This is a genomic window from Rhodococcus sp. 14-2483-1-1 (assembly GCF_002259335.1).
Classification (GTDB): Bacteria; Actinomycetota; Actinomycetes; order Mycobacteriales; family Mycobacteriaceae; genus Rhodococcoides.
Genome location: NZ_NPFX01000014.1, coordinates 506,286 through 521,133 on the forward strand (window position 1 = coordinate 506,286; position 14,848 = coordinate 521,133).

Annotated in this window: 15 protein-coding genes; 8 read left to right on the forward strand and 7 right to left on the reverse strand. The window is 65.4% G+C overall.

Translation table 11 applies throughout. The annotated features are described in order from the left end of the window. Positions 1-49 precede the first annotated feature (49 nt). Positions 50-625: a TetR/AcrR family transcriptional regulator gene (locus CH294_RS13680; RefSeq protein ID WP_032401518.1), complete on the forward strand. Its 576-nt coding sequence runs from the start codon at positions 50-52 to the stop codon at positions 623-625. Positions 626-647: 22 nt separating this feature from the next. Next, positions 648-923 (forward strand): DUF2277 domain-containing protein, encoded by a 276-nt coding sequence (locus tag CH294_RS13685; RefSeq protein ID WP_032380171.1) that lies wholly within the window; start codon positions 648-650, stop codon positions 921-923. Positions 924-936: 13 nt separating this feature from the next. On the opposite strand, the gene CH294_RS13690 is transcribed toward CH294_RS13685, so the two are convergent. After that, the gene (locus CH294_RS13690; protein WP_032380730.1) at positions 937-1,356 is read right to left on the reverse strand and encodes a helix-turn-helix domain-containing protein; all 420 of its coding nucleotides are present in this window, start codon (positions 1,354-1,356) and stop codon (positions 937-939) included. Positions 1,357-1,647: 291 nt separating this feature from the next. On the opposite strand from CH294_RS13690, the gene CH294_RS13695 reads away from it, so the two are divergent. Further along, positions 1,648-2,319, forward strand: coding sequence for a hypothetical protein (locus tag CH294_RS13695; RefSeq protein WP_141216508.1), 672 nt, complete (start codon positions 1,648-1,650; stop codon positions 2,317-2,319). Between the two features lie 17 nt (positions 2,320-2,336). Here CH294_RS13695 and CH294_RS13700 read toward each other — a convergent pair whose 3' ends face one another. After that, positions 2,337-3,500: a globin domain-containing protein gene (locus CH294_RS13700; protein ID WP_094703883.1), complete on the reverse strand. Its 1,164-nt coding sequence runs from the start codon at positions 3,498-3,500 to the stop codon at positions 2,337-2,339. Between the two features lie 200 nt (positions 3,501-3,700). Here CH294_RS13700 and clpB point away from each other — a divergent pair, with 200 nt between their 5' ends. The 5 genes from clpB (at position 3,701) to pyrE (ending at position 9,686) form a co-directional block, all read left to right on the forward strand. Next, a complete protein-coding gene (gene clpB, locus CH294_RS13705) occupies positions 3,701-6,247 on the forward strand; it encodes an ATP-dependent chaperone ClpB (protein ID WP_094738240.1) in 2,547 nt (848 codons plus the stop codon). A gap of 91 nt (positions 6,248-6,338) precedes the next feature. Then, a complete protein-coding gene (locus tag CH294_RS13710) occupies positions 6,339-7,295 on the forward strand; it encodes a DUF5666 domain-containing protein (protein WP_094738241.1) in 957 nt (318 codons plus the stop codon). Positions 7,296-7,379: 84 nt separating this feature from the next. Next, complete coding sequence (locus CH294_RS13715) at positions 7,380-8,396, forward strand: hypothetical protein (protein WP_094738242.1); 1,017 nt, start codon at positions 7,380-7,382, stop codon at positions 8,394-8,396. A 57-nt stretch (positions 8,397-8,453) separates the two neighbouring features. Continuing rightward, on the forward strand, positions 8,454-9,032 hold the full coding sequence (locus tag CH294_RS13720; protein ID WP_094738243.1) for a LemA family protein: 579 nt from the start codon (positions 8,454-8,456) through the stop codon (positions 9,030-9,032). A 105-nt stretch (positions 9,033-9,137) separates the two neighbouring features. Beyond that, complete coding sequence (pyrE, locus tag CH294_RS13725) at positions 9,138-9,686, forward strand: orotate phosphoribosyltransferase (protein ID WP_032401526.1); 549 nt, start codon at positions 9,138-9,140, stop codon at positions 9,684-9,686. A 20-nt stretch (positions 9,687-9,706) separates the two neighbouring features. Here pyrE and CH294_RS13730 read toward each other — a convergent pair whose 3' ends face one another. The 5 genes from CH294_RS13730 to CH294_RS13750 all read right to left on the reverse strand — a co-directional run bounded on the left by CH294_RS13730 (position 9,707) and on the right by CH294_RS13750 (position 14,784). Beyond that, entirely contained in the window at positions 9,707-10,315 is a 609-nt protein-coding gene (locus CH294_RS13730; RefSeq protein ID WP_037148961.1) for a class F sortase, read from the reverse strand. After that, entirely contained in the window at positions 10,302-12,146 is a 1,845-nt protein-coding gene (locus tag CH294_RS13735) for a hypothetical protein (RefSeq protein WP_094738244.1), read from the reverse strand. The genes CH294_RS13730 and CH294_RS13735 overlap by 14 nt, the downstream gene beginning before the upstream one ends. Before the next feature lie 274 nt (positions 12,147-12,420). Next, positions 12,421-13,647, reverse strand: a complete 1,227-nt coding sequence (locus tag CH294_RS13740; RefSeq protein ID WP_094738245.1) for an MFS transporter — start codon at positions 13,645-13,647, stop codon at positions 12,421-12,423. Then, positions 13,644-14,105 (reverse strand): MarR family winged helix-turn-helix transcriptional regulator, encoded by a 462-nt coding sequence (locus CH294_RS13745; RefSeq protein WP_052058227.1) that lies wholly within the window; start codon positions 14,103-14,105, stop codon positions 13,644-13,646. Before CH294_RS13745 ends, CH294_RS13740 begins: the two co-directional genes overlap by 4 nt. A 79-nt stretch (positions 14,106-14,184) precedes the next feature. Continuing rightward, positions 14,185-14,784, reverse strand: coding sequence for a hypothetical protein (locus CH294_RS13750; protein ID WP_094691067.1), 600 nt, complete (start codon positions 14,782-14,784; stop codon positions 14,185-14,187). Between the last annotated feature and the right edge of the window lie 64 nt (positions 14,785-14,848).

Below are 14,848 nucleotides of genomic sequence, written 5' to 3' on the forward strand. Positions count from 1 at the left end.
TAGTGACCGTACTCACTGTTGAACTCGTGTCAAGTAAGATCCGAAGCCCATGACCACACCCCGTAAGCGCATGACGCCGGCGCAGCGTCGCGCGCAGTTACTCGAGATCGGTTCTGCATTGTTCGCCGAGCGGCCGTACGAGGATGTGTGGATCGAGGAGGTCGCCGATCTCGCGGGAGTGTCCCGTGGGTTGATGTACCACTACTTCCCGTCCAAGCGGGAGTTCTTCGTCGAGATCGTGCGCACCGAATCCGAGCGCAACCTCGACGTCACCGCGCCGGACACCTCGCTGCCCGTCCTCGAGCAGGTCGCAGCCGGTCTCGACGCCTACATCGCCTACTCCGACGAACACGCGCACGGCCTCCGTGCCGTCAACCGGGGCGCGTTGCTCGGCGACCATCGGATCAACGACATCCTCACGCGAGAGTTCGCTGTTCAGCAGGAGCGGATCCTTGCTGCGCTGCCCCCGGCATTCGCCGACGACGAGATGGTGCGAACAGCGCTGCGCGGCTGGATCGCGTTCGTGCGAGCGGTGTGTCTGGATTGGGTGGAGCGCAGAACCCTCGATCGTGAGCAGGTTCGTGAGCTGTGCCTTCGCGCGCTGTCGGGTCTTCTCGAGGTGTGAGCTGCGGGGTTATCGTCGACACATGTGCCGAAACATCACCACCCTTCGAGGGTTGGAACCACACGCAACCGACGAGGAAGTCGAAGCTGCCGCGCGACAGTACGTCCGCAAGATCAGTGGCGTACAGAAGACGTCCGACGCCACGCGCGACGCCTTCGAGCTGGCCGTCGCCGAGGTGACAGCAACGACGCATCGGCTCCTCGATGCACTGCCGGACCGGCGTCAGCCACCTCCCACGGTGCCGCCGCTGCGGCGTCCCGAAGTGCAGGCGAGGATTGCCGCCAAGGCGGGTGCCTGAATGCGCGTGCGTCCTAACGGGTGCTGTCCGGTGGCACCGCCGGCAGTCCCTCGCTCACGCGCAGTTTCTCGGCCATCGAGCTGAGTAGGTTCTGAGATTCCTCGGACAGGTCGAACGCGCGGGCAGACAGGCGGCGTAGGCCGTATCCCTGCAGTCGGCCCAGCAATTCGAGGTCGTGATCGACCTTGGCTGCGTAGATGTTGTCGAAGAAGTAATCGGGCTTGACCTTGAAGAAGGCAGCCAGTGCCGTCACGGTGTCGGCGGACGGGTTGGCGCGTTGGCCCGACCGCAGTTGCGAGATGTACGGCTTGGAGATCTGGTGCCCGCGCAGGGCGAGAGCGTCGGCCACCTCCGCGTTGGTGTGTGGCTTGCGTCCCGCAGGGTGGATCGTAGAGAACAGATGGTTCAGACGTGCGGCGAAATCAGCGGACATCGGGGATGTGTTTGCCTTCCTGACACGGCCGCTGCCCACCGGGCAGATCGATCCGCCGAGGACCGAACCGGTTGATAGTAGCCGGTGCCATGGTTCCGCTGGACCATGGCTGACCTGCAGAAACTTAGCCGAAGATAGTACTGATCGGTTTCCTGATCTTGCGGGCACGCCGGTGGGTCCAGCGTGCTTCCATAGTGGACCGTCTCGATCGAACAGATGGTTTTCGAGCAGAATTCGTCGCACGATCGGCACCTCGGTGGCACACTGGATTGCCAGGCGAAGGGGGTGGAGATGGCCGATCGTCGACGACGAACGTTCGATTCACGCGACGGTGACGCGGAGGTGGTCGAACCACTGCTGCGCGCGGTTCTGTCCTACGCTCCGCGGGACGAGTCGCCCCCGCCGCATCCTTCCGAGGGAATCACTCTTCGAGCCGAGAACGGCTCCGGCTGCATTCGGCTCGAACTTGCCATCGCGGGCGATCTCGGCACGGGCATTCCCGGGCCGTTCGGATCCAGGTTCTACGAGTGCGGATCGTACGAAGTCATTGTGCCGCAGCGAGATCCGCACGAGGGCGCGCTGCTGATGATCCATCTTCTCGCCCCGCAGGCACCGCACAGATTCGAGTTCGCGACGTCGATGCCGCCGTTGTGGAGTCTGCGGCTCGAGCACGATGGCTCGGTGTCGGTACTGGACGAGGTCGGCATCGCCGTGATCTTCATCGGCCGTCCGTGGGCGTTCGACGGTGATCTGCAGCCGGTGCACGTGCACTACACCATCGAGAACGGTCTGCTGGTGCAGAACGTCGGAGTTACCCCGGATACCGGATACCCCATCCTCATCGATCCCGATCCCGATGCCATCATCACCGGAGACGGCCGACTCGTCACCGAGGCCTGGACTCCACGTCTGGTGGTCGGCGGGATTGTCGAGGACATGCCGCCGAAATCGTTGTCCAGCTGAAAAGTGTTGCGGCACAATCAGAATGGATCGTGCTGAACGTGCTCCATCGGGGTACCGACCTTGCGTAGTGCGTACAGCGTGGTGCGCACCATCGACGGCGACCCGCAGATCTGAATCTGGCGATCGGCCCACGAGCCGAATCGGGTGACGACCTTTCCCACCGCACCGTGCAGTCGATGGTGCATTCCCCACGGCAGCTCGCGCGCCGGGCCGGAGTACCACCACGGATCTTCCAGCTCCTCGGTTACCGGGACCACCGTCAGCCATGGATTGGACAGCGACAACTGCCACAGGGTGTCCAGATCGTAGAGATCGCACGGATACGTACCGCTGACGAACAGATGCACCCGCGGATTGTTGCTGCGCTGAGCCATCTCCATGACCTGAGCACGCAACGGAGCCAGGCCCGTGCCTCCCGCGATCATCAACACGTCCTCGTGGATCGCGCGATCGACGTGCATCCCGCCCAGTGGTGGACTGATGGACCAGCGATCACCGACCCGAGTCTCGGTGACCATGGCGGGAGATACCCAGCCGCCGGATACGCGTCGAACATGGAACTCGATCTCGCCGTACGGGTTGCTCGGAATGGCCGGGGACAGGTATCGCCACAGCTTGGGGCGTTGCGGGATCTGCACACTCACGTACTGCCCGGGGAAGTACGGGATCTCGCCGTCGGTCTTCAATCGCACCACCGCAAGGTCGTCGAGGAGCCGTTGGTGTTCGACGACGGTGGCACTCCAATACGGCGGCAGTTCGTCGTTGTCTGCGGCGGCGGCCATCGCGTTGCTGACCACGGTGAGTGCGTCGTGCCAGGCCGTCTCCACCTCGTCGGTCCACATCTCGGTGCCGGCGAACGTGCGGAACGCGCTGATCAGAGCCGAGCTACCCGCGCGGAAGTGCGCGCCTGAGATGCCGTGCTTGCGGTGGTCTCGGCCGAGTTGCTCGAGGAAAGGCTCGACGCGGTCGGTGTCGTCGAGATGCTCGAAGACGTAGCCGAGCGCCAGTACGAAGTGTTCGCGAAGTGAATCCATCGAGGCGGGAAACAGGGATCGGAAGTCCGGGTACTCGGCGAAGAGGTGTGCGTAGAAGGACCTGGAGAGTCGGGCAGGGCCGTCCGGCGACGCGACGACGGCTTTGAAACCGGTGCGGACCAGGGAGATCGTTCGTGCGTCGAGCATCGATCAACCTCCACCCCACCGATTCGCCACCGAGTTCGCCGCCGATGACACAGCCACTGTCGACCGTCACCAAAGTAGACCGATCGAGACTTTCGCGCGAGAGGGCGCTCGAGAAATCCAAGGTTGAGCGGAACAGACTCAACTTGTCTATGGTTGTACCCAGCGACACGCAAGAACCGATCCGAGAAAGAAGGTGACCGGTGGACAGTTTCACTCCCACCACGAAGTCGCAGGCAGCGCTTTCTGCTGCTCTGCAGGCCGCATCCGCGGCCGGCAACCCGGATATCCGTCCGGCACATTTGTTGGTGGCGTTGCTCGATCAGACCGACGGCATCGCCACTCCACTGCTGAAGGCCGTCGGCGTCGACCCTGCAACGGTGCGTCGAGAAGCGCAGAACCTCGTCGACCGCCTGCCCTCGGCATCCGGCTCGACCACCACTCCGCAACTCGGCCGTGAAACCCTCGCCGCGATCACCGCAGCGCAGCACCTGGCCACCGAACTCGACGACGAGTTCGTCTCCACCGAGCATCTGATGGTCGGGCTCGCGACTGGTGACTCCGACGTCGCCAAGCTCCTGACCGGCCACGGAGCCGGACCCAACGATTTGCGCGACGCCTTCCAGGCCGTACGGGGCAGCGCTCGGGTGACCAGCGCGGATCCGGAGAACACCTATCAGGCGCTGGAGAAGTACAGCACCGACCTGACCGCGCTGGCCCGAGAAGGCAAGCTCGATCCCGTCATCGGTCGCGATACCGAGATCAGGCGCGTCGTGCAGGTTCTTTCGCGCCGCACCAAGAACAACCCGGTGCTCATCGGCGAACCCGGCGTCGGCAAGACGGCCATCGTCGAAGGACTCGCGCAGCGCGTCATCGCCGGCGATGTACCGGAAAGCCTGCGCGGCAAGACCGTCGTCTCGCTAGATCTGGGTTCGATGGTCGCGGGCGCGAAGTTCCGCGGTGAGTTCGAGGAGCGGCTCAAGGCCGTGCTCGACGACATCAAGAACTCCGCAGGCCAGGTCATCACGTTCATCGATGAGCTGCACACCATTGTCGGAGCCGGCGCAACCGGCGAATCCGCCATGGACGCGGGCAACATGATCAAGCCGATGCTCGCCCGCGGCGAACTGCGTCTCGTCGGTGCGACGACCCTCGAGGAGTACCGCAAGTACATCGAGAAGGACGCCGCCCTCGAACGCCGCTTTCAGCAGGTCTACGTCGGTGAACCGTCGGTCGAGGACACCGTCGGCATCCTGCGCGGGCTCAAGGAGCGCTACGAGGTGCACCACGGTGTCCGGATCACGGACTCTGCCCTGGTCGCCGCGGCAACCCTGAGTGACCGGTACATCACGGCCAGGTTCCTGCCCGACAAGGCGATCGACCTCGTCGACGAGGCCGCGTCGCGGCTGCGCATGGAGATCGACTCGCGGCCCGTCGAGATCGACGAGGTCGAACGCGCCGTGCGTCGCCTCGAGATCGAGGAGATGGCGCTGGCCAAGGAGACCGACGACGCGTCGAAGGCTCGCCTGGACAAGCTGCGTCAGGAACTCGCCGACCTGCAGGAGAAGCTGGCCGGGCTCAGCACCCGTTGGCAGAACGAGAAGAACGCCATCGACTCGGTGCGAGTGCTCAAGGAAGAGCTCGAGAATCTGCGTGGCGAATCCGACCGCGCCGAACGCGACGGCGATCTCGGCAAGGCAGCCGAGCTTCGATACGGACGCATCCCGACGCTCGAGAAGGAACTCGCCGTCAAGACCGAGGCGTCACCCGCGCAGGGTGACGTGATGCTCAAGGAGGAGGTGGGGCCGGACGACGTCGCCGACGTGGTGGCGGCCTGGACCGGAATCCCGGCTGGCCGGATGCTCGAAGGCGAGACCGCCAAACTGCTCCGCATGGAAGACGAACTCGGCAAGCGAGTCGTCGGACAGAAGGATGCGGTGCAGGCGGTGTCCGATGCCGTCCGTCGAGCGCGCGCAGGAGTGGCCGACCCCAATCGTCCGACGGGATCGTTCCTGTTCCTCGGTCCCACCGGCGTGGGTAAGACCGAGCTCGCGAAAGCGTTGGCGGAGTTCCTCTTCGACGACGAACGCGCGATGGTGCGGATCGACATGAGCGAGTACAGCGAGAAGCATGCCGTCGCTCGCCTGGTCGGGGCACCTCCGGGCTACGTGGGCTACGAGGCCGGCGGACAGCTGACCGAGGCGGTGCGCAGGCGGCCGTACACCGTGGTGCTCTTCGACGAGGTCGAAAAAGCGCACCCCGATGTGTTCGACATCCTGCTCGCAGTGTTGGACGAAGGCCGCCTCACCGACGGCCAGGGCCGGACCGTCGACTTCCGCAACACGATCCTGATCCTCACCTCGAACCTCGGTGCCGGCGGTACCAAGGAGCAGGTCATGGAGGCTGTGCGACGCTCGTTCAAGCCCGAGTTCGTCAACCGACTCGACGACGTCGTGGTGTTCGACGCCTTGTCCGAGGACCAGCTCGAGTCGATCGTCGACATCCAGCTCGGCTTCCTCACCAAGCGTCTTGCCGCTCGTCGTCTGACGCTCGAGGTGTCTTCGCCGGCGAAGATGTGGCTCGCGGCCAGAGGCTACGACCCGCTCTACGGCGCTCGGCCGCTGCGGCGACTGATCCAGCAGGCCATCGGCGATCAACTGGCGAAGCTGCTGCTCGCCGGGGACGTCCACGACGGCGACGTGGTGTCGGTCAATGCAAGCCCGGACGGCGAACGCCTCATCCTGGGTTAGCAGGTCTGCGAGACGGGCCCGCACGAGCACTGCTCGTGCGGGCCCGTTCTGTGTCGCCACCTGCGTTCTGCCGGGTAGGTACCCTCGTGGAATGACGAATCCGGACGACCCACGGTCACCGCGGGAGCGCGACCAGGATGCGGCCGAGCGCAACCGACCCGACGACGCTCATCCCACCGAGGCGTATCCGACTCAGGCGTATCCGACTCAGGCGTACGGAAGTCCGGGGTACCAGAACCCGGGGTATCAGGACCCGGCCCAGCAGAACCCGGCCCAGCAGAACCAAGACCCACAGGCGTATCCGCCGGGGTATCAGCCCACGCAGGCGCTGCCGCCGTACGACCCCGATCAACAGGCAGCAGCAAATCAGGCCTACGGCCAGACCCAGCAGTACGGCCAACCGCAGTACGGCCAACCGCAGTACGGCCAGACTCAGCAGTACGGCCAACCGCAGTACGGCCAGGCCCCGGGTTACGAGACTCAGCAGTTCGGCCAACCCCAGCAGTTCGGCCAACCCCAGCAGTTCGGCGGGCCACCCGCCGAGGAACCCGCCGCCGATTCGGGTGGCAAGGGTCCTCGCCCCTGGGTTCTGGCCCTGATCGGTCTCGTCGTCCTCGCGATCGTCGTAGTTTTCGGAATTTCCTTCCTGAGCGGTGGATCGGACGACTCGAGCACCACGGCTGCTGCGCCGTCGACGTCCATTCGGCCCTCGCCGTCGAGTACGCCCACGACCACGCCGCGTCCCACGGAATCGGGTGCGACGACCACGCCGGAGCTGATCCCCGGTGGAATTCCGGAGATCCTCGGTCAGCTCGGTTCGTCGGTGGGAACGATCAGCGCCAACGATGGTTCGAGTCTGACGATCGACGGACTCGATGGTGCGCCGGTCACGGTGCAGACCACGCCGCAAACCCAGATAATCTCGTTGTCCGGCACCGATGTGGCGTCGCTGAAGGTCGGCGCTTTCGTCGTGGTGCAGGGAGAAGCCGTCGAGGACGGGACCATTCGCGCGAACGTCATCATCGAGACCCCGAATCTCGGCGGTTAGCAACCAGCATTGTCGTAGGGATCGTTCACAGGACCCGGCGGTGGTGGGCGGAGACGGTGTGGATGTCGATTAAGGTGGTTCGCGATGACGGCAATGTGGTTCGGCCTGGCGGCGATTGCACTGGTAGGTGCAGTGGCCCTGCTCTACATCGACAGGTCCAAGCGAGATCAATCCGGGCGGCTGCGGCAGATGTGGGCCAAGGCGCAGGGATACGAGTACCGACCGCACGATGAAGAACTGGTCACCCGGTTCTCCCGTGCGGCCCTGTCCAAGCCCGAGTTCGACGTCGCTCTCGGTGTGGTGACCGGTGTTCGACGGGGTGAGGAGTTCGTTCTCTTCGACGTCGAGGAAACGGGCACCATCGTGGCCGTGCAGCGCTCGGTCGGTTCAGATGTCGACATAGACCTACGGCCTCGCTCGACGCCACCGCCGCGCGACGAGGACATGGAACTGCTCGGGTCCATCGGTCCGCGCGTGGTGTTCGCCACCGATGTCGATATCGCTCGCCGGGTCTGCGATCAGCGAATGGCCGCTTTCACCGAATCTGTTCCCGAAAATCTTCAGTTGCTGTGGAGCGAGAAGGACTGGACGCTCGGATCGCTGCCGCTGGGCAGCTCGGGCCGCGATTGGGATGCGGCCATCGACGCAGTCGCACGACTGTCCGGCATGCTGCACGTGCTTCCCCCCGTGCGTGGTAGCGCGGTCTACGGTGCACGCCCAGGCGAGCCCGGCCGTGATCGAGGCGATCCGGGCCGGCCGTTGGTCAAGGAAGCTCGCCCCCAGCAAGCCCAGCCGCAGCCGCGAGTTGCCGAGCCCACCAGGTCCGAGCCGCGGGTTCGACCTCCCCAGGCGGCTCGTCCCCAGGTAGCGCGTCCCGAGACATCCCGCCCTCAGGAGCCCCGTCCTCAGGAACCCCGTCCTCAGGAACCCCGCGACCACGAGCCGCGTCCTCAGGAACCGGGTCGCAGGCCGCGTCCACCCAGGCCCGATGCGGCGGGTCCGCAGGCCGTACGTTCGGCGAATCCGTCGCGCCCGGTACCGCGTCCGCCTGCGTCGCGTCCGATTCCGTTCGATTCGGAGCGTCGGCGCAATCAGCCCTGATTTCTTTCGGGCGTGTTTACGGGCTCGGGAGCGCAGACGCGGCTAAATTCGTACCTCGTGACGGTTTTTGTGGTTGTGGCCATCGTGGTTGTCGTAGTCCTGTTGCTGGTCGGTTACGTCGCGAGCACGGTGCGTCGGCTGGGTCGGTACAGCGAGCAGACCGAGCAGAGTCTGCGGCTGGTCGACGTGGAGCTCGAGCGGCGGCACCAGCAATTGGTGCCGTTCATCGAGGCCGCAGACGCTTCCGGGTTGTCCGCCGATGCAGTGCGCCAGCTCGGCGGTGCTCGCTCGTGGTCCAGAGCCGTGCGTGATCGCGACCTGGGACCGGCGGCACAGGCGGCTGCCGAGAATGCGTTGTCCGCCGCCTTTCACGCCGTTCTCGCCGAGGCGGACGCGGGCCGGAACGTGTTGGGCAACTGGGCGTTTCAAGGACCGGCCGGGGAGCTGGCCGTGACCGAACGCCGAATCGCGGGGGCGGTGCGGGTGTACAACGACACCGCCTACCGACTGTCGCAGGCGATCGGCACCTTCCCGTCGTCCATCGTCGCCAAGTCTCGTTCCCTGACGGCGCCCGAACCGTTCGTGGAGACGAGGGACGTACTCGACGAGCAGTTGTCGGACCAGGTCGCAGCGTAGGGGCGGAGCGGCCGGAGTGGCGAGCCGCCAGGAACGACCCGCTTTGTTGTGGGTAAGTTCGTAGCGACCTTCGAAGATCCGTGGTGCGACGAGAGGAACCCCGACATGGCCGAGAGTGCCGCGAATTCGGACCGGCAGGAACTGGCCGACTTGGTGAAAGAGCTTGCCGTGGTGCACGGGAAGGTCACGTTGTCCTCCGGCAAGGAAGCCGATTATTACGTGGATCTGCGTCGGGCGACGCTGCATCATCGGGCGGGCGCGTTGATCGGCTCGCTGATGCGTGACTTGGTTTCCGATTGGGATTTCGTGTCGGTCGGCGGGCTGACCATGGGCGCAGATCCGGTGGCGATGTCGATCATGCATGCCCAGGGTCGTCCGATCGACGCGTTCGTGGTACGCAAGGCTGCGAAGGCGCACGGCATGCAGCGTCAGATCGAGGGACCGGACATCGTCGGCAAACGCGTTCTGGTAGTGGAAGATACGACAACGACCGGTAACTCACCGCTCACTGCCGTCAAAGCTCTGCGGGACGCGGGCGCGACGGTCGTCGGGGTGGCCACGGTGGTGGACCGGGCGACCGGGGCGGACGAGGTCATTGCTGCAGAGGGGCTCGAATATCGATCCCTGCTCGGCTTGGCAGACCTCGGCCTGTAACCCCGGCCCGAATCGGCTTGCTAGCGAACCAATTGCGCGACGACCACAAAGTTGTCGTCGGTCGGTTCGCCGCCCTGGACGTCGCAGTTGGCCAGGATCAATCGTCCCGGTACCGAACGCCTGAGTTCGTTGTCGGCCAACAGGGATCCCTTCGGCAGGGGACCGACCGATTCGACGGCGTACTCCAGAGTGCCGCTTGCCGTACGCAGCACGACCGTGTCGCCAGGGGTCACCACCCGCAACGCCTTGAACGGAGCGTCCCGCTTCGAATAGTTGTGTCCGGCAACCACTACCGTCTGCTCGGTCGAGGTACCCGGCATGCCGCTCTCGGCCCACCAGGCCGGTAGTTCGTCCACTGGGTTCAGCACCTGGCCGCTCTCGCCGCCGCGGTAGAGCGGATCGGGGTGGATGGGGCTGCTCAGATAGGTGGTGCCGTCCGAAGATCGGAGCTCGATGTACTCGGGCTGGGCAGGAGCGACGTCGCCCGCAGGCGCAGCCACCGAAATCTGTGACTGCACCGGCGAGCGATCGGGTGCGGCGATCCCGACTTCGTCACTCGCACAACCTGATACGAGTAGAACGAAGGTCAGGATCGCCGTCCACAGCCAGCGGGTACTACGAGGTGGCATCGGAAGAGTTGCGGCGACGCAGGTAGAACGCTCCACCCGCTGCCGCTACTACGACCACGCCCACTCCGGCGAGAATCACCGGGGTGTTGGACGAGCTGTCCGATCCGCCCGACGCCTCGTTCGAGGAGTCGCCGAGTGCGAGATCGACCGGCGGCAGATCGCCGGCAACGCTGACGACACCGTTCTCGTCGGTGGTGAAGTAATCCGCGACGGTGAACGATCCGTCCTCGTTCTTGACGCCGACCAGCGAGACGCCGGTCTTGTCGACGACGACGGTGTTCTCGTCGACCTCGGTGACCGGAACATCTTCGCGGACAACACTTCCGAGGTTGATGGTCCAACTGAACTTCGGTCCGCTGGCGGCCAATTCGGCTGCTTCGGCCTTGAGGTCGGCCTCGGCCTTGGCCTTGGCGTCGGAGTTCGCCTTGGCTGTCGTCGCCTCGGCCTGTGCGGCGGTAAGCGCGGTTGCGGCGTCCGTGGCCTTGACCTTGGCAGCAGCGGCTGCGTCGGTCTTGGTCTGCAGATCGGCATCGGCTGCTGCTGCGGCAGCGTTGGCATCCGTCAGTGCCTGCGCGGCTTTGTCGGCCTCGGCCTGCAGGGCTGCGATGTCGGCGTCGGACGGCGCTTCGTCGAGTGCTGCCTGAGCGGCGGCTGCTGCCGCCGCCTTGGCGTCGGAATCGGTCTTGGCTGCGTCGGCCTTGTCGCGGGCCTCGGCTGCTGCCTGCTCCGATGCGGTGTCCTCGCCGGCGGCGGCCTCTGCTGCTGCTTCGAGGTTCTTGGCGTTCTGCTCGGCCATTGCCGCTACTGCTGCTGCGGTCTGCGCTTCGACGTGCAGTGCGAGTGACTTCGCTGCGGTGGCAGCTGCGGCCCTGGTTGCTGCGATGACCTTGGCGAGATTGAAGTTCTTGAACGACTCCTGCAGCGCCGCGACCGAGTCTTCGACTGCCTTGTTCGACGCATCGGCCTCGGCCTTGGCGGTTGCGGCCAGTTCGGCTTTTGCAGTGGCGTCGGCGCGAGCGGCCTCGGCTGCTGCTGTCGCTTCGGGGTCTCCCGAGACGGCGGCTGCTTCGAGGTCGGCGGCAATCTTCTCGGCTGCTGCGGCGTCGGCTGCGGCCTGATCGGCTGCGGCTTGGGCCTCGTCGGCCGTGGTCTTCAGCTCAGCGGCGTCGTTCTTGGCTGCGGTGACCGCGGCGCTCGCGGCCTGGCTGGCGACTCCGGCCTTCTTGGCTTCCGCGGCGGCGGCCTTTGCCTTGACGTCGGCTTCGGCGGCAGCAACCTCGGCCTTGGTGGCGTCGCTACTCGCGGCGGTGTCGGCGGCCTTGGCTGTGTCGAGGCGCACCTGAGCGGCGGCTGATGCTTCAGCGGCGAGCTTGCTGGCGGCTTCGGCGTCGGTGATCGCCTGCTTCTCGGCGTCGGACAGCTGCGGAATGATGTCGACGTTCACGGTCGCGGTGCCGTCGTCGTTGAACACGACGCCACCGGTGATCTGCGGCATCGGGCGGATGTCCGACGGGGCCGCGGGAGCCGGCACGGCTGCGGCGGCAGCGGCGGCCGCCGCTGCATCCTCGGGGGTGACGGCCGGAGCGGGTGCTTGGATCTGCCCCTCGACCGAGGCTGTGCCCGATCCGTCGACGGTCGCACCCTCTTCGGCTGTGGGGGCTCCGGATTCGGTGCTGCCTTCGGTGGCCGGCTGCTCGACAGCGGGGCTTTCCGGCGTTGGAGTCTGCGCACTGGCAATTCCCGGTGCGGCGATGGAGAGGGACAGTGCCATGGCGGCCCCGGCAGCGGCGAGGCGCGCCTTCTTGGACCTGGCGATCGACTTCTGCGACATGAAGATTGTGGCCCTTCGGTCAGTGGCAGCATCGTGCTGCGCGCACCCGTCCTCCCACGCGGAACGAGTGTTGTTGGTGAGTCACACGAACAACCGTGATGGGGGAACCGTAAACCAACCGTCCGGTCCAGCAAACAGAAAAGGGCTTTACCAGTGGTTTGGTTATAAAAGTGTTACGGATGAGGCTCATGTGACGAAAGGGGCCGCAGATACGACGCGACGGCCGAGATCCGTGATCTCGACCGTCGCGAAAAGGCTTTCGGATGAACGTAATTCAGTCGCCGACCGTCACAGCCCGGGCCTCGTCGATGCTGTGAGGTGCAGGTTCGTGGTCGTCGACGTGAGCGAGCACCTTCCGTCCGGTGGCAAGGACGACGATCGCCAGCGCGGTGCACGCGGCACCCACCCAGAACGGCACGTGCACGTTGGACTCGCCCAGCTTGCCTGCCAGGTACGGCGCCGCTGCTCCACCGGTGAAGCGAACGAAGCTGTAGGCAGCCGATGCCGTCGACCGCTCGACCGGTGCCGAGATCATGACCGTCTCGGTGATCAGGGTGTTGTTGACGCCGAGAAACAACCCGGCCACGACGGTGCCCACGATCAGGACCGTCTTGTTCTCGGTGAACATCGCCATGACGGCCAGGTCGACGGCGAACAGCAGGAGCGCGAGCATCATCATGTTCAGCGTTCCGAAGGCCCGCTGCAGCTTCGGTGCGATGAACACCGACGCCACGGCCAGGCACAGGCCCCAGCCGAAGAAGATGAATCCGATCGAGTAGGTGCCCATGTCCAGCGGGAACGGCGTGTAGGCCAGCAAGGTGAAGAAGCCGTAGTTGTAGAGCAGAGCAGTGATCCCGACGGTCAACAATCCGCGGTGCCGAAGCGCACGAAACGGATCGAGGATCGACGTGGTGTGCGCGGGCTTGGGGGTGTCCGGGAGCATGACGATGAGCAGGATGAACGCGACGGCCATCAGGGCCGCGACGCCGAAGAACGGTCCACGCCAGCTGAATCCACCCAGGACACCGCCGACGAGGGGGCCGGTCGCGATGCCGATACCCAGCGCGGCCTCGTAGAGGATGATCGCGCGCGCGACTCCACCCGACGCGGCACCGACGATGGTCGACAGCGCCGTGGCGATGAAGAGCGCGTTGCCCAGTCCCCAGCCGGCGCGGAAGCCGATGATCTCGCCGACCGATCCGGACGTGCCGGCCAGCGCGGCAAAGACGACGATGATCGCCAGGCCCACCAGCAATGTCCGCTTCGGGCCGAAGCGGCTGGACACCACTCCGGTGATCAGCATGGCGACGCCGGTGACGAGCATGTAGCTGGTGAACAGCAGTGACACCTGGGACGGCGAGGCATCGAGTTGCTCACCGATGGGCTTGAGAATGGGATCGACGAGGCCGATGCCCATGAAGGCGATGACGCTGGCGAATGCGACTGCCCATACCGCGCGCGGCTGCTTCAGCAGGCTGTCGGGGGAGGTGCTGGTGGTCACGAAAGAGTTCCTCTCATTCCGTGATCGACGGGCTCGAGGATGCTGCGAAGCTCGCCCAAGCCGTCGGTCAGTTTCTGGATCTGTTCTGGGTCGAGGTCGGACAGGTAGGGGACCAGTCCGTCGACGAGGTGACGTCGACCGTCGGCGAGCCAACGGTGGCCGGCCTCGGTCATCTCGACTAGCACGGCGCGCGAGTCGTCGGGGTCGGATCGTCTGGTGACGAGGTCGGCGTTGCTCAGCTTGGCGAGCAACGCCGTCGCCGATGGTTGGGAGCATCGATCCAGCTCGGCGAAGGTGCTGATGCGCAGTGGCTGATACTCCTCGAGCAACGACAGGGCCCGCATCCATGCTCGCGGCCATTCGTCGCTGCCGAACCGGGCGGCCAGTCGGACGAAGCGCGACGAACTGGTGACCAGCTGCGAGAGGAGGTCCCGGATGTCTTCGTCGGAGTGGCTCACCGATTTATTGTTACATACACTAACTATCTATCGCAACGCGGGGCTGACCCCGGGGATAACGGGGGAGCCAGGGGGCGAGTCAGTGTCGGCTCAGGAGATCGGCGATGTCGCGATCCCACTCGGCATTACGCCGACCGTCGTACCGGAAGCACATCACGTGGTAGAAGCCGATGAGAACCACCGCGACCAGCACCCAGCTACCGACTGCGTTGAAGATGGATGCGGCGACGACGTCCGCCGACGTCAGTGGTCGCAAGCTCAGGTTGCCGCTGTTGTCGACCCAGATCTCGGTGGTGGTGCCCGCCGGAGAACCGGTGTCGACGCTGACGCGCCCGGTGTGCTCGACGCCCCGATAGACCCAGCGCGAGTCGACGGCAGTGGCAGCGGCGGCCCCGGACGAGCCGAACTCGGTCGAGGCAACGGACGTCGTCTCCGCGGTTGCCGTAGTGGTTGCGGTGACCTGGTGGATCGAGCTGCTCTGATTCTCGAGGCGTTGTTGCTGATCGGCGTGGGCGCTCAGCCCGAGCCACAGCGACACCGGAATCATGACGATCAGCAACGCGGTGACCCAGTGCTTGATGCGGGCCTGACGGACGTCGCAGTCCCGGAGCAACGGGTTGGGGTAGCCGGAGAAGTCGGTGTGTGCCGAGCGGGCCTGCCCGGTGAGTTTACGGCGCATGATGGTCCCCACTACTTCGAAATGATTCCGACCGACCTTTCCACGATGACGAGCCGACCTGCGA

Excerpts from the sequence above, each read along its gene's own strand:
- CH294_RS13710 (WP_094738241.1), top strand. The coding sequence starts at position 6,339 with ATGACGAATCCGGACGACCCACGGTCACCGCGGGAGCGCGACCAGGAT.
- CH294_RS13700 (WP_094703883.1), bottom strand. The coding sequence starts at position 3,500 with ATGCTCGACGCACGAACGATCTCCCTGGTCCGCACCGGTTTCAAAGCC.
- CH294_RS13715 (WP_094738242.1), top strand. The coding sequence starts at position 7,380 with ATGACGGCAATGTGGTTCGGCCTGGCGGCGATTGCACTGGTAGGTGCA.
- CH294_RS13735 (WP_094738244.1), bottom strand. The coding sequence starts at position 12,146 with ATGTCGCAGAAGTCGATCGCCAGGTCCAAGAAGGCGCGCCTCGCCGCT.
- CH294_RS13695 (WP_141216508.1), top strand. The coding sequence starts at position 1,648 with ATGGCCGATCGTCGACGACGAACGTTCGATTCACGCGACGGTGACGCG.
- CH294_RS13750 (WP_094691067.1), bottom strand. The coding sequence starts at position 14,784 with ATGCGCCGTAAACTCACCGGGCAGGCCCGCTCGGCACACACCGACTTC.
- CH294_RS13680 (WP_032401518.1), top strand. The coding sequence starts at position 50 with ATGACCACACCCCGTAAGCGCATGACGCCGGCGCAGCGTCGCGCGCAG.
- CH294_RS13690 (WP_032380730.1), bottom strand. The coding sequence starts at position 1,356 with ATGTCCGCTGATTTCGCCGCACGTCTGAACCATCTGTTCTCTACGATC.
- pyrE (WP_032401526.1), top strand. The coding sequence starts at position 9,138 with ATGGCCGAGAGTGCCGCGAATTCGGACCGGCAGGAACTGGCCGACTTG.
- CH294_RS13730 (WP_037148961.1), bottom strand. The coding sequence starts at position 10,315 with ATGCCACCTCGTAGTACCCGCTGGCTGTGGACGGCGATCCTGACCTTC.
- CH294_RS13685 (WP_032380171.1), top strand. The coding sequence starts at position 648 with ATGTGCCGAAACATCACCACCCTTCGAGGGTTGGAACCACACGCAACC.